We start from the raw sequence: 24245 nt of genomic DNA, 5'->3' as shown, positions 1-24245 counted from the left end.
CTCAGTTACAGGAATCATGCGGTATCTCAGCTATATGGAGCGAAATAAAAATAGACCCCAGAGGGTCTATTAGCGTTGTTCAAATAATAGTAGGCACCTGCCACACAACTGGCATGAACGGAATATATTCCTTGAGCCAGCTCTCTGCAATCTGCCGAAAAACGGGTGGAGCACCACTGCAGAAAAACTGATGAATCGGCATTTCATAGGATTGTGATTGCATACCTCTCTGAGAAAGAATCGTGCTGATATCTCTGGCCGTCTCTTCCGCAGAAGAAATTAAGTTCACTTCAGGACCCATAACGCGAGAAATGGAATCCATTAGAAAAGGGTAGTGAGTACAGCCAAGAATTAAGCAATCGATCGGCTTTTCTTTTAAAGAGTTTAGGGATTGCTCCACAATTGTATGCGCACTTTCCGTACTAAAAAGACCTCTCTCAACAAATGGAGCGAGTAACGGACACGCCTCACTATAGACTTGAATATCAGGTGAAATCTGCTTTAATGCCGATTCATATGCTTGGCTGCGTATCGTCCCATCTGTGCCAATAACACCAATCATTCCGCTTCGTGTCATTTTGATCGCTGCTCTTGCTCCTGGGGAAATCACACCTACAACAGGAATCGAGACACGCGCACGTATGTCTTCTATCGCAACCGCGGTCGCCGTATTACAGGCAATCACAATCATTTTGGGATTAAATTGAAGTAAGTAGTCTACGATTTGACGAGTAAAATGTCGAACTTCAATAGGGGGTCGGGGACCGTAAGGGCTCCTGGCTGTATCTCCAAAATAAATGACTTTTTCATGCGGCAGCTGTCTCATAACTTCTTTTACAACAGTTAATCCTCCGACTCCGGAGTCCAGTACGGCTATCGCTTGCTGCACACATATCCGCTTCCTTTGCCGGTTAGTAAATTAATAGGAACCACATGGTTAGGATATGTGCGGCCAAGCTTAAAGGTACCAAGAGTACTACACAGATTTCGACCAAATCTTCTTTACTTTTTAGGCTGAAGCTCCGTCACCAGGCCGAATTCGTAGCCCCGCTTTTTTATTTCTTTACAAATACGATCAAGCGCCTGCATGTTCTCAATAGACCCCTGATGCATCAAAATCACATTCCCATCATGCAGGTTATTCATAATATCGTTGTACGGATCCTCCGCGCCATTCGCTCTAGGCTCCCAGTCTCTCATTGCCGTAGACCAGAAAACAGAGGTATAGCCCATATCCGAAACCAAGCTTAAATTATGTGGATTATAGTGGCCGTAAGGGAAACGGAAGTAGTTACCGACCTCTTTGCCGGTTATTTGCTTATAGACGACTTCAAAATCCTTAATTTCCTTACGAATCTGGTCATCTGTCAATTCATTAAAATCCGTATGTGTCATCGTGTGGTTAGCCACATAATGACCGTCTGCTACAATTCTTTTCAAATAGTCTGGATTCTTCTTAATGTTGTTTCCTGTAATGAAAAAATTAGCTTTGACATTGTTCTCTTTGAGCGATTTCAGCATGAGATCGACTTCAATTAATGGGCCGCCTGCGTCGATGGTCAGATAGACCTTTTTGCCTGTCCCCACCCACACTGCCTTCTGGTCACTGCTAAACGATTTGGTTTCATGTGGGAAATCAGGAACCTGACCCGTTTTTTTCTTCATATAATACCAAGAATAAGGCGTTCGATCCGTTGGCAAAGGTTTTGTTTTAGAAGGTTCTGTCGAAACTGCAACTTTTGGGGTAGCAGTTGGCGTCTGTATAGCGGGTGACGCACCCGGCGTCGCACTTGGCACTGTTGTTGTATGTGGTGTTGCCTTAGGCGTCGCAGTTGGTGTTGGTGCAGCAGCTTTTGTAGGAATAGGAGTTGGTGATATTGGAGAGGAGGTCGCAGAATTGGCTGTAGAAGCCGATTCATTGCCTACAGGAGCCGTTAGGCTTATATCTGCACAACCGACCAACGTAACGCTCAGTAAGATCAGCAGTGCAGCTTTATGGGTATGGTTTGTCATGAGTTACACCTCGCTAGGAATGGATTCTTCTACCATTCCTATTCGACAGTGATTGACAAATTACCTGCCTAACTTCAATTTCGGGGGTTATTTTGTAGCTCGATAGACCAAATATTGTAGAACAGTAATTAGGATGAAGGCTGTTCCTGCAAGCATCGGAATCGTAATAAAACCGAGCCAGTTTAAGTAATCGGTATCACATGCAATTGGACCGCAGCCTGTCCCCGTTTCTTTGAAAACACCCATTTGTAATAAAACGTGATAGATGGAGATACAGGCTCCCCAAATCGTTAATGGCAGCACATAGATGGTTAATTTGTAATCTCTGCGGACTGCTGCGATACCCAAAATAATAACTAATGGATACATAAGAATTCGCTGATACCAACATAGTTTGCATGGAGCAAAATGCATAATTTCAGAGAAGTACAAGCTTCCTAGCGTCGCTACTAAGGCAACTAGCCATGATATATGCATTCCGTTGTCTCTTATCCATTTTTTTGACATGACGAAATCGTCCCCTTTCTACTTCTCCTATTATAAAAAAATAGCAGAAAGAAGTCACGGGCTTGATTCTCTCGACCTACTAAATTCGCATATTGCTTACGAATCGTATAAGATATACGTTAATTGCCGTGGTAATTAGCACCATTAAGTACTATAAATGTTTCTATTTAGCGCCAATTCATTTACAATTAACATATGGAGGGATTCCTATGATGAAACAATTTGAAGGATTCGGTAAATTTTTGGAAAGCCTGCGCGGGAAAATGTCCTTGCGTGAAGCTGCCAACAAAAGTGGCCTGTCCCATGCCTATATTCGCGATTTAGAATTAGAGAGAAACCGTTCAACGAATGAGAAGATCAAACCGTCCCCTGTTACTCTAAAGAAACTGTCTGACGCATATAAGTTCTCATATACCGATCTTATGGAGAAAGCAGGATATCTTGAAAAAGAAGATCAAGAGACGCAAGCGACGCCATTGACTCTACCATTACTTGACATTCTTTTCATAGAGATTGGTCCAACTGAAATGACGTATCATACACGAATCGGCAGTCGCAGAATCCATATGCAGTCTCTACTCGATTTTAGTCTATTTCTAGATCAATTAGAGGATCATGGGTTCAAGAAAATGGACACCGATCTTTTCGTTAATTTGACTCACGTTAAGAAGTATGATGCCCAAGAGGGTAAACTTTATTTCGACCCGCTTGGCGTTAGTCTAAGTGTGACAATTGCGGCTTTACGTCAAAAGAAGTATCACGAGCTTATTCTTCGCAGTGTTGCCCGTCATGCTGGTAACGAGATTGAATTTAACTATGAAAAGAGCCTGCTAAAAGAGTCTCTTCTCCAACCGCTCCAACGACAAAATTAAACATTTACAAAAAAAGGAGAAAATTTTCAGGAAATCTGAAACTTATTCTCCTTTCTTTTCGTCTTATAGAGATGACAGTATGGCTTAATTCGTGTTAGAGAGGATAGATGCCTTACCATGGCTGTTCAACAAACAACCACCAGACAGGCCACCATGCAAGCCCGCGTAAAAAGCCAACGTTCAGCAGGGATACGCTTTATGTTGTATGTGATTATTAGTATTACAATTCTATCAACCTTAAGTTTAGGCTGGTTCTTCTTGACCTCCTCGGGTTCAAGTCTGCGCTTCATGATGGCAGACACCATCATCACGACACAGCATCGGGATTGGGCCAAATATTTAATCGGCAGTGCCGAGTTACAAAAACGTGTAGCTACGTATTCAAAAAGTTTTGACGAGATGGGTACAGAGAAGGATTTGGGACTTGTTGAGATTGCACCCCAGCCATCACATGTGCCTGCTGTTGCAGAAGTTCCTGTTAAGAAAGAACTTGTAACGATTGAGAACATTTCCGGTCCCAATTTCAAAGGGAAGCTTGTTACCATCTCAGACCCCACCAAGCTTCGTATAGCCGTGCCGGCGAAAGCAGGTAAGGGGGAGAAGGTATCCTCCATGGTCAAACGTACGGGGGCTATCCTGGGCGTTAATGGCGGCGGATTTATTGACCCGAACTGGGAAGGTAATGGCTTTCAACCAGAAGGCGTTGTAATCTCCGGGGGCAAAATTTTTTACAATGACAAAGGGATGAACGGTTCCGTACAGATTGTTGGGATCGATAAGCAAGGCCGAATGATTTCTGGCAAATACAAAGTATCTGAACTGCTCGAAATGGGCGTCCAGGAAGCTGTATCCTTCAGCCCTCGATTCATTGTGAACGGTGTTGGCCAAATCAAAGGTCAAGCAGACGGCTGGGGCATCGCACCTCGCACCTGCATGGCGCAAACGAAGGATGGCTCAATACTTTTTGCGATTATCGATGGCAGACAAACACACAGTATCGGTGCAACACTCTATGATGTACAGGAAATATTCTTAGCCCATGGCGCAATCACCGCGGCTAACCTGGATGGGGGCGCTTCTACCGTGCTTGTCCACAATAATGCTATTATAAATAAACCTTCTAGTGAATACGGAGAACGTTATCTTCCTACCGCATGGCTGCTCTTCGATGATCCCGAGACTGCTGATATTAAGAATGTCTGGGAAGGTCTGGATATTACTAAAATCGACCCTTCCAAATGGTAAAAAAATAAGCAGAGCGCTCAATTCAATGAGCACTCTGCTTATTTGTTTGCACGTTTAGCGGCCTACGATAACTAGATCTTCTGCAGCTTCCGATGCTGCGATATCATCAAGGAGCTCGTCACCTGTGGATGAATCCTTCCAAGAACGAACGGTCTCAACGACACTTGCAGCCGTATCTTTCGCTTTGCCAACGAGATCTGTCGTCGTAGTGCTTACTGTTTTGGCTGCTGCTTGTGTTTTTTGACTTACTGTACTAGCCAATTGAACCGTTTTGTCGCTAACTACCGTCGCGCCTTCTGCGATGTCACTGCGCAACTCGCGACCGGATTTCGGTGCGAATAGCAGCGCTGCTGCCGCCCCAACTAAACCGCCGACGACAGCACCGATAAGTAGATCTTTTCCTTTTTTTCCATTGGACATGTGTTATCCACTCCTTAATGATCTGATTTCGCATTCCGATGCGCCTGCCATCGCTGCCATAGTTCAAACCCTGTCGTTGCCCATTCCATGACGTCGTGGATACGCTTCTGATGCGTATGTACGACCTTTTCCGCACCAAGTAAGGAATCATTCATCATACGTGAGGCCTTGCGCAGTGTGGATGCTGCTTCCCCTACTGCCACCCCTGCCTTTTCTACCGCTTGCATACTTGGTTCTAGCGCAAGGATTTGCAAATGTACCTCTTCCGTAAGCTGCCCTATTTGCTTCATTAGATTCTCCGAATGTTCTGTTGTTTGGACAACTTGTTGTTTTACTTCAACAACAGCATCCCCTAACACGCGAAGCGTTCGTGTAGCCGTGATGAACATACGAACGGTAAACACAATGAGCACGATACAAGCAACAGCCAAGCTGACGATACTGATCTCAGTCCATGTCATGTAGGTCACCTCCTGTGAGCTGAAAGCTGTGAGGATTGATGTGGCTTCTAGACGAATGCCTATGAATTACTACAGTATAGGTAGGCAGGGCTTGTTTTGACACAAACTAATTGGAAAAATTTCTGGAACCTGTCATAATAAATGACAAATGCATGGTTATTCGAGTTGGGGGAATGGGATATGAACCGAGAACAAGGACTACAAGAAATTGAAAGTACACGTATTATTGCCATCGTCCGCGGCGTGCAAGAAGGGCACATCCTTGCTGTTGCTGAAGCCCTGCTCCAAGGTGGCGTCACCGTTATGGAAGTCACGTTAAACACACCTGGCGCGCTTTCTATGATTACTCAGCTGCAGAAGCAATGGGGAGACCAGATGTTCATCGGTGCTGGCACAGTGCTGGATCTGGAAGACGCCAAACAAGCTGTACTCGCAGGAGCAGCATTCCTCGTCACACCGAACCTCGATGAGGAGGTCATCCGTTGGTCACAGCAACAGGGAGTTCCGATCTTTCCAGGTGCCATGACGCCAACTGAGGTAGTTAAAGCATGGAAAGCCGGCGCTACAGCCGTTAAAATATTCCCTAGCGCAAGCTTAGGATTGCCTTATATCAAGGAATTGATGGGACCATTGGACAAAATTCCGATGATGGCAGTTGGCGGCGTAACAGAAGCAAATATTAAACAATTTCTGAGTATTGGCTGCTATGGTCTAGGCATTGGCGGCTCACTCATCAACTTGAAGGAAATTGAAGCCGGTAACTTCGGCTGGATTACGGACAAGGCTGCTCAATTACTGGCCGCGTCCCGCGCATAAAAAGAAAACGGAGCTCGCGAACAATCGCGAACTCCGTTTTCTCTTATTACACGTTTAGCCTTGATAATTAGGCACTGTATTTTTATCCCCGACGTTAACCGTTACTTCCTTCGTTTGACCATCACGTGAGATTTTTACTTTCAAGGAATCTCCTACTGCCGCGGCTTGGACAGCTTTCGTAAGTTCCTCCGTGTTGGCGATGGCCTTCCCATTCACATCAAGTATTACATCATACTGACGAATGCCGGCAGTGAAGGCTGGGGATCCTTGCTGAACTTCAGCGACTACTGCCCCGCTAGTGCTGGTAATTTTCAAATCTTCGAGCATGTCTGCCGAGATATTTTGTAGAGATACACCAATATAAGGTGCTGGATCTTTAGGAATTTCTTCGTTATTTTTGAGCTTATCTACGACAGCATTAATTGTGCTTGCAGGAATCGCAAAGCCCATCCCCTGCGCTTCCGCATTGACAGCCGTATTGATACCAATCACTTCACCGTTCAAATTTAACAGCGGACCGCCTGAGTTACCTGGATTAATTGCGGTATCCGTTTGAAGCAAGTGCTTGTAGTTCCGTGTCCCTTGCTCATCATCAATGCTGATTTCACGTTCCTTCGCACTTAATACCCCTGTCGTTACAGAGTAATCGAAATCATAAGGGTTACCAATGGCTACGACCCACTCGCCTACTTCTGCTGTATCCGAGTTGCCAAGCTTCAATGCAGGAAATGCTTGATCTCCTTGAATTTTGAGCACGGCCAAATCTAAATCATAGCTGCTGCCAAGCAGCGTCGCCGTAAATGGCTGATCATAGCCCTGAACATACACGTTAATCTCATCAGCCCCATCAATAACATGCTCATTCGTTAGAATATAACCATTCTCATCAAAAATAAAGCCGGACCCGATCCCATTTTGAATGGTATCGCCACTTTGTGTGCCTTGCTGCTGCGAATTCCTTCGATTGCCTGATGGGGTTGGTTGTTTGACCTTCGTTTCAATTTTGACAATGGCTGGACTCGCTGCCTTCGTAATGGCGGGAATACTGTTCGTGCCGTTACTGTTCAGTGATGCCGTTTGGACACCAGCTCCCGCACTGTTAGCGGTGGAAGTCGCTGAGACACTTGATTGCACGGATTGCGCATCATAACCAAAAAGGTTTAACTTATCTGAAGTGAACATCAGTCCACCAACGACAACTGCCCCTGCCATAAAAGCTGCAAAAATGGGCTTCATCCTGGAACTATTTAATTTGTTTACAACTTTGATATCTGTTACGTGCACGTTATTGTTCATTTCATCATTCATGTTCATATTTTCATTCATATGATTACCGCCTTTCGTTTTCCCTCAAATTGTCTTCTTGTTGATAAACCAAGTATAGAACGCCAACCTGAAGTAAGACTTAAATTGGGCTGATAGCTGTATGAATGCTAGCTGAAAGTCTGCTGAAGGAAATACGGCTGCTCCTAGGCCTCAGAAAGTCAGAATCTAAAAAAGATGCGAGTATGCATCCTTTTCCACTGGAGAAGTCGCGTTCCATAGGAAAGATGCAAATGTGCATCTTTTTGCACCGGAAATTCCTTTTTAATGGCATATCGAGAAAAAAGGATGTATTTTCGCAGGAATTCTTCGATAAACGGTCTATTCTCCCTAAAAAAGATGTATTTTTGCAATTCTCTGCTCATAGCGAGATGCTAAACATGCCAAATGGGAATTCTGGCGTATAAAAAAAGAAGTTAAGCAGCTCAATCTGCTTAACTTCCTTCTTCAACGCTATTTATTTTGACGTATGATATACACACATTTGCTAGCACCTTTGGCAAGACACTCCGTACGTTCAACATCGGCATCCAACAAATTACGGAACAGGGACAGTTCACACTGGCATGCCTGCTGAAATGTGTTGGCAACCATTGCAATCGGGCAGTTGTGTTCATTAAAAATATAAGCGTCCTCGCCTTGTGCAGACCAATCCACCATATAGCCATTCTCATTCTGAATGTGCGCTAATTCTGCAACACGCTCTTCTAAGCTTTTGGCTTGCATTCTTGATTGGTATCGTGCTTCGAGCTTTCCTTGTCTGCCTTCAAAGAGCCGCTCAATTTTCTCATGACCCTCGTCTTCTAATAACTCATCTAATAAATCCAACGTTAACTGTGAATATTTCTTGGGAAATAATTCATCGGCCTGAGGCGCTAAGGTATACACATTGCTTGGACGGCCCATCGCTTGCCTTACGAGCTTTGCCTCAAGCAAGTCGTCCTTCTCCATGGAATGGATATGTCGTCTTACTGCCATCTCTGTGATCCCGAGCTGCTTTGCAAGATCCTGAACACTTAACGCTCCTTGCGTTTTGAGCATAGAAAGAATCACTTTACGCGTAGATGTTTCTAGTGTTTGATTCACGCTCTCACCTGCCCTCGGAACTCGTTTAGGTCTCATTTTACAGCATCGCAGACAATAAGTAAATTACGAAACAACTATGTATGTTATGCCAATTCGCTCTTAATAAATGCACGAACGGATGATGCGAATTCCTCAAAAGCCGCTGGGAGTTTCTGGATTATGGGATGCAACGTTTGACGATTCCAATCTACAAAATCCTGCACAAGCGGTTTCCGAAGCTTAACGAGTTGCAACAATGTCTCCGTCAGAGACTCTGAATAAGCCCCTTCGCCATGTACAATCTCAACAATATCCTCATAACTGCTGGCATCTCTTAGAATAAAAGCATCAATGAGCAAACTCCCTACATCCGTCACCGTTTCAATGGCCAAATGAAGAACTCGTTCCTGAGCAAGCTGCCAAGTAAGATCTGATTTGCCTTGTATCCATTGCGCTTCTAATTGCTGACTGGCTTCAGCCAAAGTGTTCAGAAATTGAATACGCTCATCGATTTGTTCATGGTTAATAAAGTACATAATCTATCTCCGTCCTCTTTTCCGCCATTTTGTCCATGCCAACATAGCAAAAAAAGTGATAATAACCAAAAATATGAGCAATACCGCTTGCATCAAATATTCATAACTCACGTTCATTCACCCTCTTGATTGATCTCTTCGTACATGCTATCAACAGTTTATCTCGGGTAGATGTGAGCGTCAAGCTAATCGGAATCTCCTTCCTAGCACCATTGTCCTACTCTTAGGTTCATGTTACAGTGAAATGAGAGAGAAAGAGGAGAAATTGCAGCATGATATCTAAACCGAAGCTTTCAGAAATCGACATTGTCCGCGCGATCGCAATCATTGCCGTCGTCCTTATACATGGTACCTCCGGTGCCACACAACTACCGATAGGGACGGGCTCACAAGCTATTTTTTTCATCCTAAACAAAGCTAGTCTATTTACCGTTCCATTATTCATCTGGATCAGTGGTCTCGTCTTGTTTTATTCGTATTATGATCGCTGGGGATCAGGCATGGCACGTATTTTTTGGACTAAAAGACTTCAAAAGATCGTCATCCCCTATCTCCTTTGGTCCATCTTCTACTATCTGTATAACCAGTTCATGTTTCATGGCACGATACAGCTTGATGCGTTTCATTTATTTAAGCTGCTCTTATCCGGAAATGCCAGCTATCATCTCTACTATATGGTTATTATCGTTCAGTTCTATGTATTATTCCCTTTGCTTATGACAGCAGTGAAGCGATACACATGGCTGCGCCGCGCTCTAATTCCTTTAGGTATCGGCATTCAAGCGGCTTCCTATACCTTTCATCATCGGGCTTTTCCGTTGCCTGAATATAGCTCCTTGTTCCTTAGCTATACAGCTACCTTTTTCTTCGGGGCTTTCGCGGGTATCTACTATCCAACAATCATCACATGGGCGACTCGTTACAAAAGATGGATCTGGAGCGCCGTATTGCTTGCTGGCGGTGCTTTTGTAGGCATGCTCCTGTTGCAGCAATATGAGTTTGCTGCCTTTGCCAACACCTGGTTCGAGCTGGCGCTTCTCGCCTATTGCATGACCATCCCCCTTGTTTGCGTGCCATGGGCTCGCAAACAGCTTGCGCGCGGCTCACGCTTCAGCGCCTGCTTATCTGCCTTAGGTGCCGCCTCCTTCGGCATCTATCTCGTGCATCCCGCGATACTCACCCTGTGGGATCGCGTTGCTCCAGAGCCAGCGCTAGGGCGCATCTGGCTCTATGATCTACACACCTCAGCAGCCGTCTTTATCGGGCTGCTGGGCGCTTGGCTGCTCGCGCGCGCGTACGCGAGCACGATGACAAAAGGTTCCGCTCGCAGATGAGCGGAACCTTTTTATTTGAAGCGCGCTAGCCATGCCCAGCGCCGCTGCTGTCTGCGGCTGTAGCGTGGCAAGCCGCGGTAAATGTCCAGCGCTTCGCGATACGCGCGCTTGGCGTCTTCCTGGCGGCCTAGCTGCTGATACAGCTGGCCGAGCCGGTAGTATGCCTCGACTGACGAGGAGTGCAGGTCGCGGAAGTGTTCAATAAACTGTGCCGCCCGCTTGGGCTCAAGTGGAGCAAGCGCCTCGCCGAGGCGCAGGAAGGCTTCGCCATATTTGACGCGCGGATTGAGCTCGATCGCTTTCAGCATGAAAGTTTCACCCTCGGCAATACGGCCTAATTTTAGCATGCAAAGTCCAATTTCGTAATGAACATCAGCAGATTCCTGCATAATAGGTAGTGTTTGCTCTAGGTAGGGCAGCGCGTCTTGATATTTTTTGCGTTCAATCAGAATGCGCGCCAAGTCCAGCTTCGCTGAAGTATTGTGCGGGTTCGCATAGAGATCGGACCGCAGGCGTGAAGCTTTACGTCTCAACTGAAATGGCCGCCAAATATTCGGCATGATACCTACATATCTACGATCCAATACATACAGAATCACGAGTAAAATAAGCAATGCAAGAAATGGATTACCTACGATTCGCCAAAGTAAACCAAAGATTAATATTTTGATAAGCAATGTGTATTCCCCCTTCCAACTTCCTTATACTACCATATTATGCGGCGACTGTTCATCTGCAAGACCCTATTCACTGCTTATTTTCAGGGGAAGTGCTGCCGAATACACAGAACGAAAGAGTGGCCGTTTAGGAAAACTCCTTCAACCGCCACTCTCATCATTCTTTGTGCGTATGCTATTGCTTCACGTTAAACCGCTTAACTAGTTCATCCAGCGTCTCACACAATTGATTTAACATATCCGCTTCCTCGACGACTTTCCCGAATCCTTTCACCTGCTCTGTCATCGTTTCCGATACTTGCTCCGAAGACGCGGCACTCTCTTCGGAGACCGAAGACATCTCGTGCACTTCACTGGCTAGTTGACTTGAATCCCTAGACACTTCCATAATGAATGTCCCATTCGTTTTGAGGATATCTGTAATTTGATGGATCGTGCCGGACAGAAGCTCGAATGCTTGACTTAACTGATGAACAGCTTCGGATTGTTCCATCTCCCGCTGTTTCACTTGCTTCATCGCTTCCACCGTATGGCTGGCATCGGTTTGTACGTTCAAGATGATTTCATTAATATTTTCCGTTGATTGCCTCGACTGTTCGGCCAGCTTCCTAATTTCACTCGCTACAACGGCAAAACCTCTTCCAGCTTCACCCGCTCTTGACGACTCGATGGAGGCGTTCAATGCCAATAGATTGGTCTGACTGGCAATGTGGCTTAACTGCTCGACGATTGTGGAGATATTCTGTGTTTTGTCATTCAAATTAAAAATTTCACGTTCAATATTGTTAATCGCTTGACCATTATCTTGCGTAATGTCGTTTAATCCTTTCATTAAGGACATGCCATTCTCATTGTTAGCTTGCATGCCGTCCACAACTTGAAGAATAACGTTCGTATTGTCATAAAGCTGCTTGAATTTGTCAGACAAATTTGCAGAGATTTCCGAGCTTTTCTCAATCGACTGGGATTGCATCCTATTGCCTTCGGCAATTTCGTGAAGGGAGGCTGATACTTCTTCGGAAGAAGCCGTTACCTCTTCAGCGACAGATGCCAGAGAACGTGATGAAGTATGAATTTGGTTGGATACCGCTCGCATGTTTCTAGTGAGGTTCTCAAGTTCTTCCACCATACCGTTAAAATTCGAACCAATTTCACCTATCTCGTCTTTGTTATTGATCGATGTGCGAACCCTGAAGTCGCCTTCCTTCACTCGTCTCATGTCGAGAATAAGTGTCTTCAGCGGCTTCGAAATGCGGCTTCCCATGAAGAATGCAACTAGCGCGGCGACAAGCGCCACACAGATTAATACGATAATAATGCGTTTTGTCAGTGTGTTCACATCGCTATAAATATCGCTCTTCGAAGAATCGATCAGCAGCGTTTGTCCGTTGGACAGCTTCGCAAACGAAATAATCTTGTCTTCGTTATCTTCCTTCACCGTCATAGCGCCGAGCTCTTGCTTCTTGATTTCTTCAGCCAGACTGCCATGAACATTCGCCAGATTATCGGTTTGCTTCATTTGCGGATGAATGAGGAAATCGAGATTCGCGTTCAGTAACGCGCCATAGCTGTTCTCATACGGTTTGATGCTCCCAACAATATCAGTAAACATGGCGAAGTTAATGTCCATGCCTACAACACCTATAGACTCTCCATTTTTGAAAATGGGAACGACATAGCTAATCATTTTGACATTGATATTTTCATTCAAATAAGGATCTAGCCATACCGGTTTACCAGCGTTAACGGGGATATAATACCAACCCACATGAGCAAGATCTTTAGGATCGAACTGACTAAAATCCGTAGGCGTCAACTTCTCCATCTTTCCGTCTCCGTCTGAATCGGCATGGAATAATCCAGATGTAGGCGCTGTAAAAGCAGGATTGAACCTCATATAAAAGGCCATGGCACCTTTCGTATTTTGCGAGAACTGCTCGGCTAAAGGCCTAATTTTTTCTTGATAATCATTCACATACTTCGCATCTGTCTTAAACTTCTTAACATCGTCCAACATGGATATTGCAGATATAGCAAGTCCATTGACCGACTGTTCGATCGCCTCGATTGTAAGATTCAAGCTCTTCGCCTTTGTATCAACGTTCAACTTCGCGGTTTCGTCAGACGATTGCTTCAGCATTTGATTCGCCGTATTGATCCCGATTAATCCAACCACAAGAACAGCGGCTACGGAACATAAAATAATGGCAATCATGATCTTCGTTTTTACGGTATTCATCTAGCAAATTCCTTCCTGTTCATAGATGTACAATCTCTTAGACATAACAAAAAACCTCTTAGTAGCTAAGAGGTTGGTCGTCCATGGTAATTCCTTGTTACGGAAAAGGTTGTTCCATGCCTTTGCGTTAGCGCTTTTGACGATTTATGCATCCTATGACTGCTAATGTATGTGTTTTCATTATACTAGAATATGGATGTAGTACAAGCATTTTATGGAAATGATTAACATGCACTTTGCCAGCAATAGTCAGCTCATACCATTATCCTGAAAGCACGGTAACGGTATCTCCTTCTTCGTTCGTAAAATAAACGCGATTGTTACTTTCGTTGAAACAACCTGCCGATGCCCCTCGCCCGATTCGCAGGTTCGATTTTAATATTTTGTTATTCCTCCCGTTAATGACACTCGCTAAGCTTGTCGGCGTTTCTTCCCCCGAAGTTGCGATGTAAATGCGATTCAACTTGGGGTTAACAACAGGAATTCGCGGCGATTCGCCATTTTGGATCGTGGCGATAATGGTATTGGTTTTTCCCGAGATAACCGTTACCTTAACACTGTTCGTCGTATCGTCTGGCGCATATACACGATTTGTTATAGGATTGACAGCCAACATATCGATATCACCAACATTCGGTATGGTTGTTATTCTTTTATTGGTTCGCCCATTAATAACAGCAACGCTGCCTTTCTCTTCAAGTGCGATATACAATCGATTGGTACGCAAATTAATGACTAGTGAAAATGGCCCCTGTCCCACTTTAATCGTGCTCATTACGCGATCCGTGCTGCCCTTGATCACTGTTGCCGTGTCTTCACCCGGATTCAGCACATAAATACGATTCGTGAACGGATTGGCTACAATTGTATGGGGGGATGCGACGCTTGGTCTCTGCATTCCAACGCTTATTGTCGCAACGATTTTCTTCTTGTTCCCATTCAAAACCGTGACCGAATTTCGATCTAGATTCACCGCGTACACTTTATTCGTCTTGACATTCACTGCAAGAGAAGCGAAGCCTCCTCCTACATCGAACGTATGCGTTAGCTTATTTTTTTTGCCGTTGATGATGAACAGTTTACCTGACAAACCAGCCACATAAATCTGATTCGTTCGCGGATTGATAGCCACAGAGATAGCCCCTTCATTTCCTTCGATCGTCGCGATCACTCGATTCGTTCGAGCACTAATTACGGATACCGTATCACTCCCATTACTCGGCACATACAACAAATTCGTGCGTTTGTTTAATGCGATATCTGACGGCCTTCTCCCTACGGGGATTGTCGCAATGACTTTGATTTGACTAATCACAAACCCCTCCCTCGCTTTTCTTCCTAATAGACTATGGGAATCTTCACTTGGGAGTTTGTACATATTTGCACGATTTAAAAATTAGGCATACAGCACGCCTACCTTAAGTAAAGAAGCACCATAACCTCAAGGCTATGGTGCTTCTTTTTTAAAGTCGTCATTTTTACAATTCACGAACTAGATGGGGATTTCTATTTTCACTATCTGAATTCTGGTGGAATCCGCTGAGCTGATCCTGTAATGATGGCCGCTTCAATTACGGCTTTTCGAATAATTGGAACCACTTGGTCGTTAAATATACTCGGAATAATATATTGGCTATTAAGCTCCGACTCGGTTACAACGGAAGCAATCGCTCGCGCTGCCGCAAGTTTCATTGGCTCGTTAATTTCCTTTGCCCGGCAATCTAGCGCGCCTCTGAATATCCCTGGAAATACGAGAACATTATTAATTTGATTGGGATAATCACTCCGGCCTGTTGCAAACACTTCCACATGTGGCGTCGCCTCCTCCGGGTCCACTTCCGGATCAGGATTCGCCATTGCGAATACGATGCTTCTAGGCGCCATACTCTGAATATGCTCGCGATGCAGCAGACCGCCTCTCGAGACCCCGATAAATACATCTGCATCCTGAATTACGTCTGTTAACGAGCCTTTTACATCCTCCACTTGAGGCTGGTCCGCAAGCCACTGCCACATGGGATACGCATAGGTTGCTCCACGTACAATCGTCCCCTCACGGTCCACTGGCACAAGTCTTGTTACACCCGCTCCGAGAAGCATTTTACATATCGAAACGCCTGCTGCGCCAATCCCATTGACGACGACTCTTACATTTTCAATTCGTTTATTTACTACCTTTAACGCATTCAACAATCCAGCTAGCACCACAATGGCCGTACCGTGCTGATCGTCATGAAATACGGGAATATTCAACTCTTCGGCAAGCCTCTGCTCGATCTCGAAACAACGGGGTGAACTGATGTCTTCTAAATTGATCCCGCCAAAAATTGGACTGATCCGCTTTATCGTCTGAACAATTTCTTCCGTATCGGTCGTATCCAAACAGATCGGGAATGCATCGACATCAGCGAGCTGCTTGAATAACATAGCCTTTCCTTCCATAACCGGCGCAGCCGCAATAGGACCGATATCTCCCAATCCCAGAACAGCAGTCCCATCCGTGATGACGGCAACCGTATTGCGTTTGATTGTCAGCGAGTACGATTTTTTAGGATCCTCATGAATCGCTTTGCAAACCCTTGCAACCCCGGGTGTATATACGCGTGACAAATCATCACGATTTTTAATAGGCAGCGTTGGTTGAATTGTAATTTTACCGCCTAAATGAGCGAGAAACGTACGATCGGAAACATTGACCAGCTTAATTCCGTTTTGTCGTCCCAAAAATTCAACGATCTTCAACTCATCTGAATCTGCTGCCTCTACAGTTATATCCCGAATAGAAGCTGTTTTTCCAGAACGAATAATATCAACTGAGGTTACATCTCCACCCAAACTACTTATGGCTGCAGCAACATCTCCAAATTTTATTTCTTCGTGATTCAATTCGATCCGAATAATTACACTTGTATTGGCCATACGAATATTGACATTCCTCTCTCTTAATCAAACTGTTCGATGATGGCTAGCCGCAGCATAGCCTCGAGCACTCGTCTCCCGAGCAATTTTGCTACTAAGGCCTGTGTGAACGGCCGGATCGAGTAGCTTCTTAATTTCGTCTGCACCAAGGTGATGAGTTACATGCGGATCTGTAGATAGCACGTCATAGAACGTGATGGTAAATCCACTTGTCGCCACTTTATGCGCTGCTTCATGAACCACCTCATGGGCGATTTGACGCCCAAGTGTATCAGCAAGTGTCATCATGACTGCTTCTGCATTGATAAGACCGCCGGACAGCGCTAGATTTCGTTTCATATGTTCAGGGTATATCTCAAGTCCGCTCAGCAAATTATGCATAGCATCTAGGATCTCGCCAGTCAAAATCGTACTTTGCTCCAGCGCGGTTTGCATGATCGCAAATTTGGCGCCATCCACCTCATGTGAATGGATCATCGCTTCCAGTGCGACAGGCACATTTGCTCGAATACGAGCAGACTTGGTAACGACCTCCATGCATTTCTTCGCATTTCTTTTTTGTGGCATCGTGGAGCTTCCTACGTCGCCTTCAGGCAAGCTTTCGCTAACTTCACTAAACTCGGTTGCCATCAAACGCGCCACTTCTTCAGCGATGGAAGTCAAGGAAGCAGCGATCATGCCAAGAAACAGTAAGTATTCAGCGAAGTGGTCGACAATGTTTCTGCCGGGTACTGTCATGGGCGTCAGATTGAGTCTCCGGGACATTCCTTCCTGTACAGCAGGACCAATACTACCCATGCTGGCGAAATTACCGACTGCGCCTCCCATCATGGCTGTCAGCAGACGAGGTTTGATTTGTTCTAACCGTTCCAAATGTCGAACGATCACATCTGTCCAATTGGCCACCTTGAAGCCGAACGTGATCGGCACAGCTTGCTGCCAATGCGTACGCCCTGCCATGACTGTATCTGCAGTCCGTTCACCTAATTGAGCCAACACTTGCACTACATCACACAGTTGACCCTTCAAAATACCAATGGCGGCGCGATAACCGAGGACATCGCCGGTCTGCTCAATGTTTTGGGAGGTGGCCCCCCAATGAACAAAACCACCTTCAGGATCCCCAACGATTCGGGACATCTCGGACACGATTGGCATCATAAAATGACCTGTTTTGGCTTGATCCGCTTCAAGTCGTTGGATATCCATTAACTCCACGTTAGCTGCCTTAGCAATTTTATCAGCAGCCGATTGTGGAATAATGCCAAGCTCGCCTTGTGCCAATGCCAAAGCCGCCTCAACTTCTAGGTAACGTTGTAATCGCATGCGCATTGAGAATATCTCTTCTAAACGATTTTTTTGGTTGTTCGACATCTATTACTTCCTCCAAAGTTAGCTTAATGACATAACGGGGGGATTTTTGAAATCCCCCCGTTAATCTTGTGCTTTATTTTTTGGCTTGATTTTTCAAATACCACTCCGTAGCATCTTGAATGACCTTGTCTCCGCCACGTTTTTTCCAATCCTCAACAAACTTATCGAAGCTGTCGATCGGATCACGACCCGTAATGATTTTAGCGGCCGTTTCCATCCATAGTCCGGTAAATTGCAATTCTGGTTTGGTAACCAATGACGCTGGGACTGGTAAATCAAGAGCGCTGTTGACCCGACCTTCGCTTGAAGCGATTTTCACAGCAGTTGGTACGAATTCACCATTTTCACGAGTCTTCATGTATTCCTGGTTATGAATATGGCTTGGCCCGATCCATCTCAACCATTGAAGATGAAATTGTTCTCTCTCCTTATCCGCTTTCGTACTAATCGGTTTAGGAACTTTCTTGCCGTTCTCTACTGTAAAGTCTTCACCTTCAAGTCCGTAATTCAAGAACGTCTGTGCATCGTCGGATAAGAACCATTCCAAGAATTTCAATACATGCTCAGGATGTTTATTGGATTTAGGGATTACCCAAGTAGACAATGGATCTACGACCGAACCGATTAAGTTTCCACCCTTGCCGTCTGGTCCAGTTGGAGCTGGAATATTGATGAAATTAATAGGTTGCGGAAGCTTCTTGTATGCCGTAGCGGTTTGATCCGGATATTCTGCAGCGTGGATCCACATGCCAGCTCGTTGCGTATTTTCGAGCTTAGCCGTCCAATCTGCTGCCGTATTCACAAAGATCTCATTGTCGATCAACTTCTCTTGATACATTTGCTGATGAAGCTTCAATGCGTCTTTCATTTCTGGTCGAATAAAGTTAGGAACAAGCTGATTGTTTACAAACTTCCAGCCCTCGGGACTAACGTCATAAGCACCGAAAAACACATAACCGAAGTCGAAGTTTTTCCGTCCGATAAAAGGAATTTCATCTGCTTTGCCGTTGCCGTTTGGATCCTTATCTCTAAATGCACGCAGCACATTCAAGTACTCGTCCACGGTTTTTGGAGCCTGCAAGCCAAGCTTATCTAGCCAATCTTTTCGCATGTAGACAATTCGGTTATTGGGTACCGGCGCTTCGCGCGGAATCGCGTAAATTTTTCCTTCTTTGCTCACGAGCGAAGAATTCCATAAATCTTTATTAATTTTGGTTTTTAGTCCAGGCGCATACTTGTCGATCAACTCGTTTAATTCATAGAACGCACCGTTACTAATACCCGCCGAAATTTCAGGAGAAGTAATCCCGTTCACGGCCTGAATGGCATCTGGTAAATCGCCAGAAGCAAGCAATAAATTCATTTTTTTAGAGTAGTCGGCTTGATTGACCGTCTCAATACGAACATCGGTTTTCGACAGCTCGCGCAGTTTTTTCACATATTTGTCTTCATTAACATTCGATGATGACGTAACGTAGGGCATGTTACGATCGCCTACCACAAGCTTGATTGTTGGCGGAGTCACTGCCGCAGTTGAGGAGCTTGTCTCCCCTTTACTTGAACATGCGGCTAATACACTTCCGGATAAAGAAAGACAAACCAATGTTGTAACCATCTTCTTGTTCATCAAACTATATTCCTCCAAATGTTTTCGAATGGGATTCAATAATTAACCTTTTACCGAACCAATCATGGCTCCTTTAACAAAATGCTTCTGTATAAACGGATAAATCATCATCACGGGCAAAGTTGCAACGATGATCGCAGCCATCTTAATACCCTCTGCCGACGATAAAGAAGTAAGAATATCTCCGGCATTATCTTGCGTAATCAATTGTCTTAATTTCACCTGCAGTGGGAACAAGCCAGGGTCACGCAAGTACATCATTGCTGCGTAATAACCATTCCAGTTCGAGACCGCATAGAACAAACCGATTGTCGTCATTACCGGCATGGATAGCGGCAATACGATGCTCCAAAATGTACGGTATTCATTACTACCGTCAATCTTTGCCGCCTCAGTCAAAGCATCAGGTATATTTTGAAAAAACGAAATCATAATGAGAAGATTGAATCCGCTGATTAACGATGGAATCATGACTGCCCATAAAGAGTTCAACATACCAAGTGACTTGACAAGTAAATACGACGGAATGATCGGAGCCGTAAATATCATTGTGAATAAGACGATGAGGAGGATCGTCGATCTTCCTTTTAAATCGCGACGTGCTAACCCATAGGCCATTAATGAAGTAAATGTCAGATTAAGTGTAGTGCCAAGAACGGTGATATAGACCGTGATGCCGAACGATTTCCAAAAGCCAAAGTTCTTAAGAAGTGCCCAGTAGTTTTCCATCGTAAAGTTGACAGGAAGGATGGAGACTTTCCCTTCTAGAATCGAATTCCCCCCGCTAAGCGATCCCGCTGCAATATTTAGAAACGGTATCAGCACCACTATTGAAATGAGCGAAAGAAACAAATAATTACCCGCTTCAAACCATTTCAGAGATGGATTGACTTTTCTCACAATACCCATCCTCCTAATAAATTGAATCTCCAGTTGTCTTCTTGCTAATTGCGTTTGCGCCAAGTATGAGAACTAGCCCTACGATTGATTTGAATAATCCGACTGCAGTCGTATAGCTATATTGACCACCAAGCAGCCCCACATCATAAATATAAGTATCCAAAATATCCCCGGTTTCACGCACAAGAGGGTTAAGTAGAACATAGATTTGCTCAAAGCCAAGATCAAGAATATGTCCAATCTTGAGCAGCAGCAGCACCATGATGGTCGGCAGCAATGCCGGGATCGTAACGCTGAACACTTGCCTTAGCTTCCCTGCACCATCAACTTCGGCAGCTTCATATAATTCTGGATTAACACCTGTTAAAGCGGCCAAGTAAATGATTGTCCCCCAACCGACTTCCTTCCAAATCCCCGAAACGACCACGATACTGCGGAAGTATTCTGGCTCTTGCATAAAAAATACGCTTTCCAGTCCAAACGAATTCAAAATATGATTAAAAAGACCTGTATCTGGCGAAAGTAAGCTCATTAGCATACCGCCCAAAATAACCCACGACAAGAAATGCGGTACATATAAAACTGTCTGCATAATTTTTTTGACAAAAACTTTACGCACCTCATTCAATAAGAGTGCAAGAATGAGCGGAGCAGGAAATCCGAAAACGAGTTGATACAAACTGATGAGCAGCGTATTGCGCAGCACCCGGTAAAACTCAGGATAGCTAAACAGCACTTTAAAATGCTCGAATCCGACAAACTCGCTCCCCATGATTCCTTTGAATGGCGTGTAATTTTGGAATGCAATGATACTGCCAGCTAATGGGACATATTTGAAGATGATGAAAAACAATAAGCCGGGTAAGATCATAGAGTAAATTTGCCAATTTTTAAAAAAATAATTAGACTCCTTAACCACGATTTAGCCCTCCTTCCTCTGATGTGTCTTTATTGTAGATTCCACTAAGAGAAAGGTATATGTGTTTATCGAGGCTAAAGTTGTCAAAATTTCGCCGATTATTCGTCAAAATCCGACACATTCAAACGTGCGCGATATTCCTTTGGAGAGTATCCATAATACTTCTTGAACGTCTTTGTGAAATGAGCGTAATCGACATATCCACACTGGAACGCGGCTTCATACATTTTGCAATTCGAGTCTGCTAGCAATGCTTTAGCCTTTTCCATTCGGAGCTTCGTTACATAACTCGTGAAGTTCATGCCAACGGATTGTTTAATGCTTTCGCTTGTATAAGAGATCGACAAATTCAACTCATCAGCAACTGACTGCAGAGTCAAATTTTCATCATAAATATGTTGTTGAATAAAGGTTAACGCTTTCTTCATCGTATGAGCAATTCCATGACTTCTGACATCCGCCATCCGCAGCATCCATTCGCTGATCTGCTTGCGAACTCGCCCCCTCAAATTCTCCATGGAGTCTACTTCTAAAAGTGAACTTGGAGCGGTAATGACCTCCTTAAGATCAGGAGAGATGATCATCAGTTCATTGTAGGCGAGTGCCAATAAATCAGAATAAAAACTTTGGAAAATGGGCAAATGCTCACCATAAGCTTGATGCATAAAGCTGTAGACCTCGTCAAGCAGCGTAATGATGGAAAGACCGTCCATGTCTCTTAACAACTGAGAAAGACGCTCCCCCATCTGTCTGCAATACCACAATGACTCCTGGCGAAGCTCCTGTACAACTTTTTGTTGATTTTGTTTCAGCGCAATTTTCTCCAGCATTTGCTGAAGTTGCTCTGGTACTATGGGCTTCAGCAAATAGTCGGATACGCCATAACGGATCGCTTTCTGGGCGTACTCGAATTCTCCATATCCAGTCAAAATAATGACATCGGTTTCATTGCCTGCTTCACGCAGAGCCGATATTAGGTTCAATCCATCCATCACGGGCATTCGGATATCCGTAATCAGCAAATCAACAGTATGCTCTTGCAAATACGCCAGCGCATCTCGCCCATTTGAAAAAGCCTCTAAAACTTCAAATAAGTTAGTTCTTTCAACGATCAACTTCAAGCTTTTCTTTATCAACGTTTCATCATCCGCTATAATCGCTTTAAGCATCCCAAGTCCCTCCTGTGATGGTTGGCAAATGAACTTCAATCCAAGTGCCCTCTTTCGTAGATTTCAATATCGTCAAACCGAATGGCGCACCGAAGCTCATTCTCAAACGTTGGTGAACGTTCAAAAGTCCCACATTCCCCCATCGATTATCATCATTCCGATCATTCCCCGGCAAGTGAACTTCCGTATCATCTTCCGATTGGAACGCTTTGTTCAATCTTTCCATAACGGTGGGTTCCATGCCTCCCCCTTTATCCATAACAACAAAGCGGTAGCCTACTGGTGACCTCTCACCCTCAATAGCTATAAACTCTGGATAAAGCTGATGCTTCTCGTAAGCATGGTAAAACACATTCTCTACAACCGGCTGCAGGATGAGTCGTAGTCCTTGAACCTGGCTAAGATCGCTCTTGTCGTATTGCAGATGAATGGTTAGATGCTCAAAACGCTCCTTTTGAATCTCCAAGTAGGTTTGTATATGCTGTATCTCTTCATATAAGGATATCTTCCCGTCCCCGCTTGAAATACTGTATCGAAACAGCGAGGCTAGTGAAATCGCCATCCGACTGATCGGCATTACGTTCTCTAAAATTGCGTAAGAATTAATGACCTCCAATGTATTGTAGAGGAAATGAGGATTGATTTGCGCTTGCATAGACTTGAGCATCGTTTCCCGTTGCTTGATGATCAGCTCTTTCTCCCTTATCTCAGAAGCATGAATCTCGTCGATCAATGTATGAAGCTTCTCTACCATGTGATTAAAACTTTCATTGAGCTCGCTGAGCTCGTCTTGTCTACCTGGCCGGACGTAAGCTCGAACAAACATCTCCCCGCTTCCTGCTCGGTTCATTAGTCGTTTCATGTTCGAAAGCGAGTTCGTAAGGCTAAGAGCAAAGCCGCCTATAAAAAACAATGAAATTAGGGTAACCACGATCAAAACAACTAAAGTGAGATTACGCAGTGCAAATAAATCCCCGGTTAATTCTTGAAGGGGAACTTCAGATACAAGTGTCCACTCCGTCAAAGGAGAATATTCAAAAACGATCAACTTCTTTACACCCGAATCATTCACGATCAGCGATCCTTCTTCTCCCTTGCGAATATTGTCATTGTACCAATCAGGTACCGTCTTACCAATTTGATATTGATTGGGGTGAAGCAACACTTCTCCCTCGACGTTGGCAATCCATGTCATACCTGTTTTACTAAGACCTGCTTGGTTAATAAACGCTGACAAATCGTTCAAACGGAGATCGATCAGCAACAAGCCCTTCGTTCTGTACGTCCTGGCATCTGTAAAATTCCTGCTAATCGTTAAGATTGGCATGCCATTTTCCCTATGGATGCGATTAAACTTAATATTTCGTACTCCCGTTGGTTCAAGCTGCATCAAATCCCGAGTTCCGAACCCTTCTTGCGTATCCGCTAAATTGGAAACAATCAAACCGTTCTCAGAAATGATGGAAAGTCCGTAGACTTCTTTTTTCCCATAAATGACTTGATTTATGACCTGATTTTGAATTTGATTTGTGAGCGAGATCCGCGGATAAACATCATCCGAAGTAATATTCATAAACTCTTGAATAAGTGGATGGGTGATTAAAGGAAACGTCGTACGCTCCAACTCTCCAAAATAATAATTGATGTAGCTATTCGCCTGCTGGATCGATTTCCTTGCAGATGATATCGCATTTTCTTCCATTAACTGTGTTGAGCGTTGATACCAAATTGAACCAAATAACAAAAAGGGAAGAAGAAAGAAAACAAAAAATATCAAAATCAGTTTGGCTCGAATCGTTTTAATTTTGTACTTGAATACATTCATGCTG

The 24245-nt window shown here is 44.4% G+C and carries 22 protein-coding genes; 4 read left to right on the top strand and 18 right to left on the bottom strand.

Annotated features, from left to right (window positions below; all coding sequences use genetic code 11):
* Window positions 1-79: 79 nt before the first annotated feature.
* The 3 genes from racE to J2736_RS00225 form a co-directional block, all read right to left on the bottom strand.
* Window positions 80-889, bottom strand: a complete 810-nt coding sequence (gene racE, locus J2736_RS00235) for a glutamate racemase (RefSeq protein ID WP_310222379.1) — start codon at window positions 887-889, stop codon at window positions 80-82.
* A 113-nt stretch (window positions 890-1002) separates the two neighbouring features.
* On the bottom strand, window positions 1003-2013 hold the full coding sequence (locus J2736_RS00230; protein WP_310222377.1) for a polysaccharide deacetylase family protein: 1011 nt from the start codon (window positions 2011-2013) through the stop codon (window positions 1003-1005).
* Window positions 2014-2100: 87 nt separating this feature from the next.
* On the bottom strand, window positions 2101-2520 hold the full coding sequence (locus tag J2736_RS00225) for a disulfide oxidoreductase (RefSeq protein ID WP_310222375.1): 420 nt from the start codon (window positions 2518-2520) through the stop codon (window positions 2101-2103).
* Between the two features lie 209 nt (window positions 2521-2729).
* On the opposite strand from J2736_RS00225, the gene J2736_RS00220 reads away from it, so the two are divergent.
* Both J2736_RS00220 and J2736_RS00215 read left to right on the top strand, forming a co-directional pair.
* Window positions 2730-3392, top strand: coding sequence for a helix-turn-helix domain-containing protein (locus J2736_RS00220; protein WP_310222373.1), 663 nt, complete (start codon window positions 2730-2732; stop codon window positions 3390-3392).
* Window positions 3393-3509: 117 nt separating this feature from the next.
* Window positions 3510-4637 carry a phosphodiester glycosidase family protein gene (locus J2736_RS00215; protein WP_397340149.1) on the top strand — a complete coding sequence of 376 codons (1128 nt, stop codon included), beginning with the start codon at window positions 3510-3512 and terminating at the stop codon, window positions 4635-4637.
* 54 nt (window positions 4638-4691) lie between these two features.
* Here J2736_RS00215 and J2736_RS00210 read toward each other — a convergent pair whose 3' ends face one another.
* On the bottom strand, window positions 4692-5057 hold the full coding sequence (locus J2736_RS00210; RefSeq protein WP_310222371.1) for a YtxH domain-containing protein: 366 nt from the start codon (window positions 5055-5057) through the stop codon (window positions 4692-4694).
* A gap of 14 nt (window positions 5058-5071) precedes the next feature.
* Window positions 5072-5518, bottom strand: coding sequence for a DUF948 domain-containing protein (locus J2736_RS00205; RefSeq protein ID WP_310222369.1), 447 nt, complete (start codon window positions 5516-5518; stop codon window positions 5072-5074).
* 180 nt (window positions 5519-5698) lie between these two features.
* Between J2736_RS00205 and J2736_RS00200 the strand changes: the two genes are divergently transcribed.
* The gene (locus J2736_RS00200; RefSeq protein ID WP_310222366.1) at window positions 5699-6334 is read left to right on the top strand and encodes a bifunctional 4-hydroxy-2-oxoglutarate aldolase/2-dehydro-3-deoxy-phosphogluconate aldolase; all 636 of its coding nucleotides are present in this window, start codon (window positions 5699-5701) and stop codon (window positions 6332-6334) included.
* A 54-nt stretch (window positions 6335-6388) separates the two neighbouring features.
* Here J2736_RS00200 and J2736_RS00195 read toward each other — a convergent pair whose 3' ends face one another.
* From J2736_RS00195 to J2736_RS00185, 3 genes are all read right to left on the bottom strand, one after another.
* On the bottom strand, window positions 6389-7660 hold the full coding sequence (locus tag J2736_RS00195) for a S1C family serine protease (protein WP_310222364.1): 1272 nt from the start codon (window positions 7658-7660) through the stop codon (window positions 6389-6391).
* 450 nt (window positions 7661-8110) lie between these two features.
* On the bottom strand, window positions 8111-8779 hold the full coding sequence (locus J2736_RS00190; RefSeq protein WP_310222362.1) for a helix-turn-helix transcriptional regulator: 669 nt from the start codon (window positions 8777-8779) through the stop codon (window positions 8111-8113).
* A 47-nt stretch (window positions 8780-8826) separates the two neighbouring features.
* Window positions 8827-9258, bottom strand: coding sequence for a DUF86 domain-containing protein (locus tag J2736_RS00185; protein ID WP_310222360.1), 432 nt, complete (start codon window positions 9256-9258; stop codon window positions 8827-8829).
* A 272-nt stretch (window positions 9259-9530) separates the two neighbouring features.
* On the opposite strand from J2736_RS00185, the gene J2736_RS00180 reads away from it, so the two are divergent.
* Window positions 9531-10592 carry an acyltransferase gene (locus J2736_RS00180; protein WP_310222358.1) on the top strand — a complete coding sequence of 354 codons (1062 nt, stop codon included), beginning with the start codon at window positions 9531-9533 and terminating at the stop codon, window positions 10590-10592.
* Between the two features lie 11 nt (window positions 10593-10603).
* Here the strand turns inward: J2736_RS00180 and J2736_RS00175 are convergent, their stop codons facing one another.
* The 10 genes from J2736_RS00175 to J2736_RS00130 form a co-directional block, all read right to left on the bottom strand.
* Complete coding sequence (locus J2736_RS00175; protein WP_310222356.1) at window positions 10604-11269, bottom strand: tetratricopeptide repeat protein; 666 nt, start codon at window positions 11267-11269, stop codon at window positions 10604-10606.
* 175 nt (window positions 11270-11444) lie between these two features.
* Window positions 11445-13508 carry a methyl-accepting chemotaxis protein gene (locus tag J2736_RS00170; RefSeq protein WP_310222354.1) on the bottom strand — a complete coding sequence of 688 codons (2064 nt, stop codon included), beginning with the start codon at window positions 13506-13508 and terminating at the stop codon, window positions 11445-11447.
* A 262-nt stretch (window positions 13509-13770) separates the two neighbouring features.
* Window positions 13771-14823 (bottom strand): YncE family protein, encoded by a 1053-nt coding sequence (locus J2736_RS00165; RefSeq protein ID WP_310222352.1) that lies wholly within the window; start codon window positions 14821-14823, stop codon window positions 13771-13773.
* A 200-nt stretch (window positions 14824-15023) separates the two neighbouring features.
* A complete protein-coding gene (locus J2736_RS00160; protein ID WP_310222350.1) occupies window positions 15024-16427 on the bottom strand; it encodes an NAD-dependent malic enzyme in 1404 nt (467 codons plus the stop codon).
* Window positions 16428-16454: 27 nt separating this feature from the next.
* Window positions 16455-17801 (bottom strand): class-II fumarase/aspartase family protein, encoded by a 1347-nt coding sequence (locus J2736_RS00155; protein WP_310222348.1) that lies wholly within the window; start codon window positions 17799-17801, stop codon window positions 16455-16457.
* A gap of 73 nt (window positions 17802-17874) precedes the next feature.
* Window positions 17875-19428: an extracellular solute-binding protein gene (locus J2736_RS00150; RefSeq protein WP_310222346.1), complete on the bottom strand. Its 1554-nt coding sequence runs from the start codon at window positions 19426-19428 to the stop codon at window positions 17875-17877.
* A gap of 42 nt (window positions 19429-19470) precedes the next feature.
* Window positions 19471-20337 carry a carbohydrate ABC transporter permease gene (locus J2736_RS00145; protein WP_397340148.1) on the bottom strand — a complete coding sequence of 289 codons (867 nt, stop codon included), beginning with the start codon at window positions 20335-20337 and terminating at the stop codon, window positions 19471-19473.
* A gap of 4 nt (window positions 20338-20341) precedes the next feature.
* Window positions 20342-21247 (bottom strand): ABC transporter permease, encoded by a 906-nt coding sequence (locus J2736_RS00140; RefSeq protein ID WP_310222342.1) that lies wholly within the window; start codon window positions 21245-21247, stop codon window positions 20342-20344.
* Between the two features lie 98 nt (window positions 21248-21345).
* Window positions 21346-22416 (bottom strand): response regulator transcription factor, encoded by a 1071-nt coding sequence (locus tag J2736_RS00135; RefSeq protein WP_310222340.1) that lies wholly within the window; start codon window positions 22414-22416, stop codon window positions 21346-21348.
* A complete protein-coding gene (locus J2736_RS00130) occupies window positions 22409-24241 on the bottom strand; it encodes a sensor histidine kinase (RefSeq protein ID WP_310222338.1) in 1833 nt (610 codons plus the stop codon). Before J2736_RS00130 ends, J2736_RS00135 begins: the two co-directional genes overlap by 8 nt.
* Between the last annotated feature and the right edge of the window lie 4 nt (window positions 24242-24245).

Source organism: Paenibacillus qinlingensis (genome assembly GCF_031455095.1).
GTDB lineage: Bacteria > Bacillota > Bacilli > Paenibacillales > NBRC-103111 > Paenibacillus_E > Paenibacillus_E qinlingensis_A.
Note: the sequence above shows the minus strand (reverse complement) of the source record. Positions and strands in the feature narration are given on the sequence as shown.

What these genes read in the sequence shown, in the direction of transcription:
- J2736_RS00190 (WP_310222362.1), bottom strand. Translation starts at nt 8,779, where the DNA reads ATGAGACCTAAACGAGTTCCGAGGGCAGGTGAGAGCGTGAATCAAACA.
- J2736_RS00205 (WP_310222369.1), bottom strand. Translation starts at nt 5,518, where the DNA reads ATGACATGGACTGAGATCAGTATCGTCAGCTTGGCTGTTGCTTGTATC.
- J2736_RS00220 (WP_310222373.1), top strand. Translation starts at nt 2,730, where the DNA reads ATGATGAAACAATTTGAAGGATTCGGTAAATTTTTGGAAAGCCTGCGC.
- J2736_RS00135 (WP_310222340.1), bottom strand. Translation starts at nt 22,416, where the DNA reads ATGCTTAAAGCGATTATAGCGGATGATGAAACGTTGATAAAGAAAAGC.
- J2736_RS00185 (WP_310222360.1), bottom strand. Translation starts at nt 9,258, where the DNA reads ATGTACTTTATTAACCATGAACAAATCGATGAGCGTATTCAATTTCTG.
- J2736_RS00200 (WP_310222366.1), top strand. Translation starts at nt 5,699, where the DNA reads ATGAACCGAGAACAAGGACTACAAGAAATTGAAAGTACACGTATTATT.
- J2736_RS00160 (WP_310222350.1), bottom strand. Translation starts at nt 16,427, where the DNA reads ATGGCCAATACAAGTGTAATTATTCGGATCGAATTGAATCACGAAGAA.
- J2736_RS00180 (WP_310222358.1), top strand. Translation starts at nt 9,531, where the DNA reads ATGATATCTAAACCGAAGCTTTCAGAAATCGACATTGTCCGCGCGATC.
- J2736_RS00215 (WP_397340149.1), top strand. Translation starts at nt 3,510, where the DNA reads ATGGCTGTTCAACAAACAACCACCAGACAGGCCACCATGCAAGCCCGC.
- J2736_RS00145 (WP_397340148.1), bottom strand. Translation starts at nt 20,337, where the DNA reads ATGGGTATTGTGAGAAAAGTCAATCCATCTCTGAAATGGTTTGAAGCG.
- J2736_RS00130 (WP_310222338.1), bottom strand. Translation starts at nt 24,241, where the DNA reads ATGAATGTATTCAAGTACAAAATTAAAACGATTCGAGCCAAACTGATT.
- J2736_RS00195 (WP_310222364.1), bottom strand. Translation starts at nt 7,660, where the DNA reads ATGAATGAAAATATGAACATGAATGATGAAATGAACAATAACGTGCAC.
- J2736_RS00230 (WP_310222377.1), bottom strand. Translation starts at nt 2,013, where the DNA reads ATGACAAACCATACCCATAAAGCTGCACTGCTGATCTTACTGAGCGTT.
- J2736_RS00210 (WP_310222371.1), bottom strand. Translation starts at nt 5,057, where the DNA reads ATGTCCAATGGAAAAAAAGGAAAAGATCTACTTATCGGTGCTGTCGTC.
- J2736_RS00225 (WP_310222375.1), bottom strand. Translation starts at nt 2,520, where the DNA reads ATGTCAAAAAAATGGATAAGAGACAACGGAATGCATATATCATGGCTA.
- J2736_RS00150 (WP_310222346.1), bottom strand. Translation starts at nt 19,428, where the DNA reads ATGAACAAGAAGATGGTTACAACATTGGTTTGTCTTTCTTTATCCGGA.
- J2736_RS00170 (WP_310222354.1), bottom strand. Translation starts at nt 13,508, where the DNA reads ATGAATACCGTAAAAACGAAGATCATGATTGCCATTATTTTATGTTCC.
- J2736_RS00155 (WP_310222348.1), bottom strand. Translation starts at nt 17,801, where the DNA reads ATGTCGAACAACCAAAAAAATCGTTTAGAAGAGATATTCTCAATGCGC.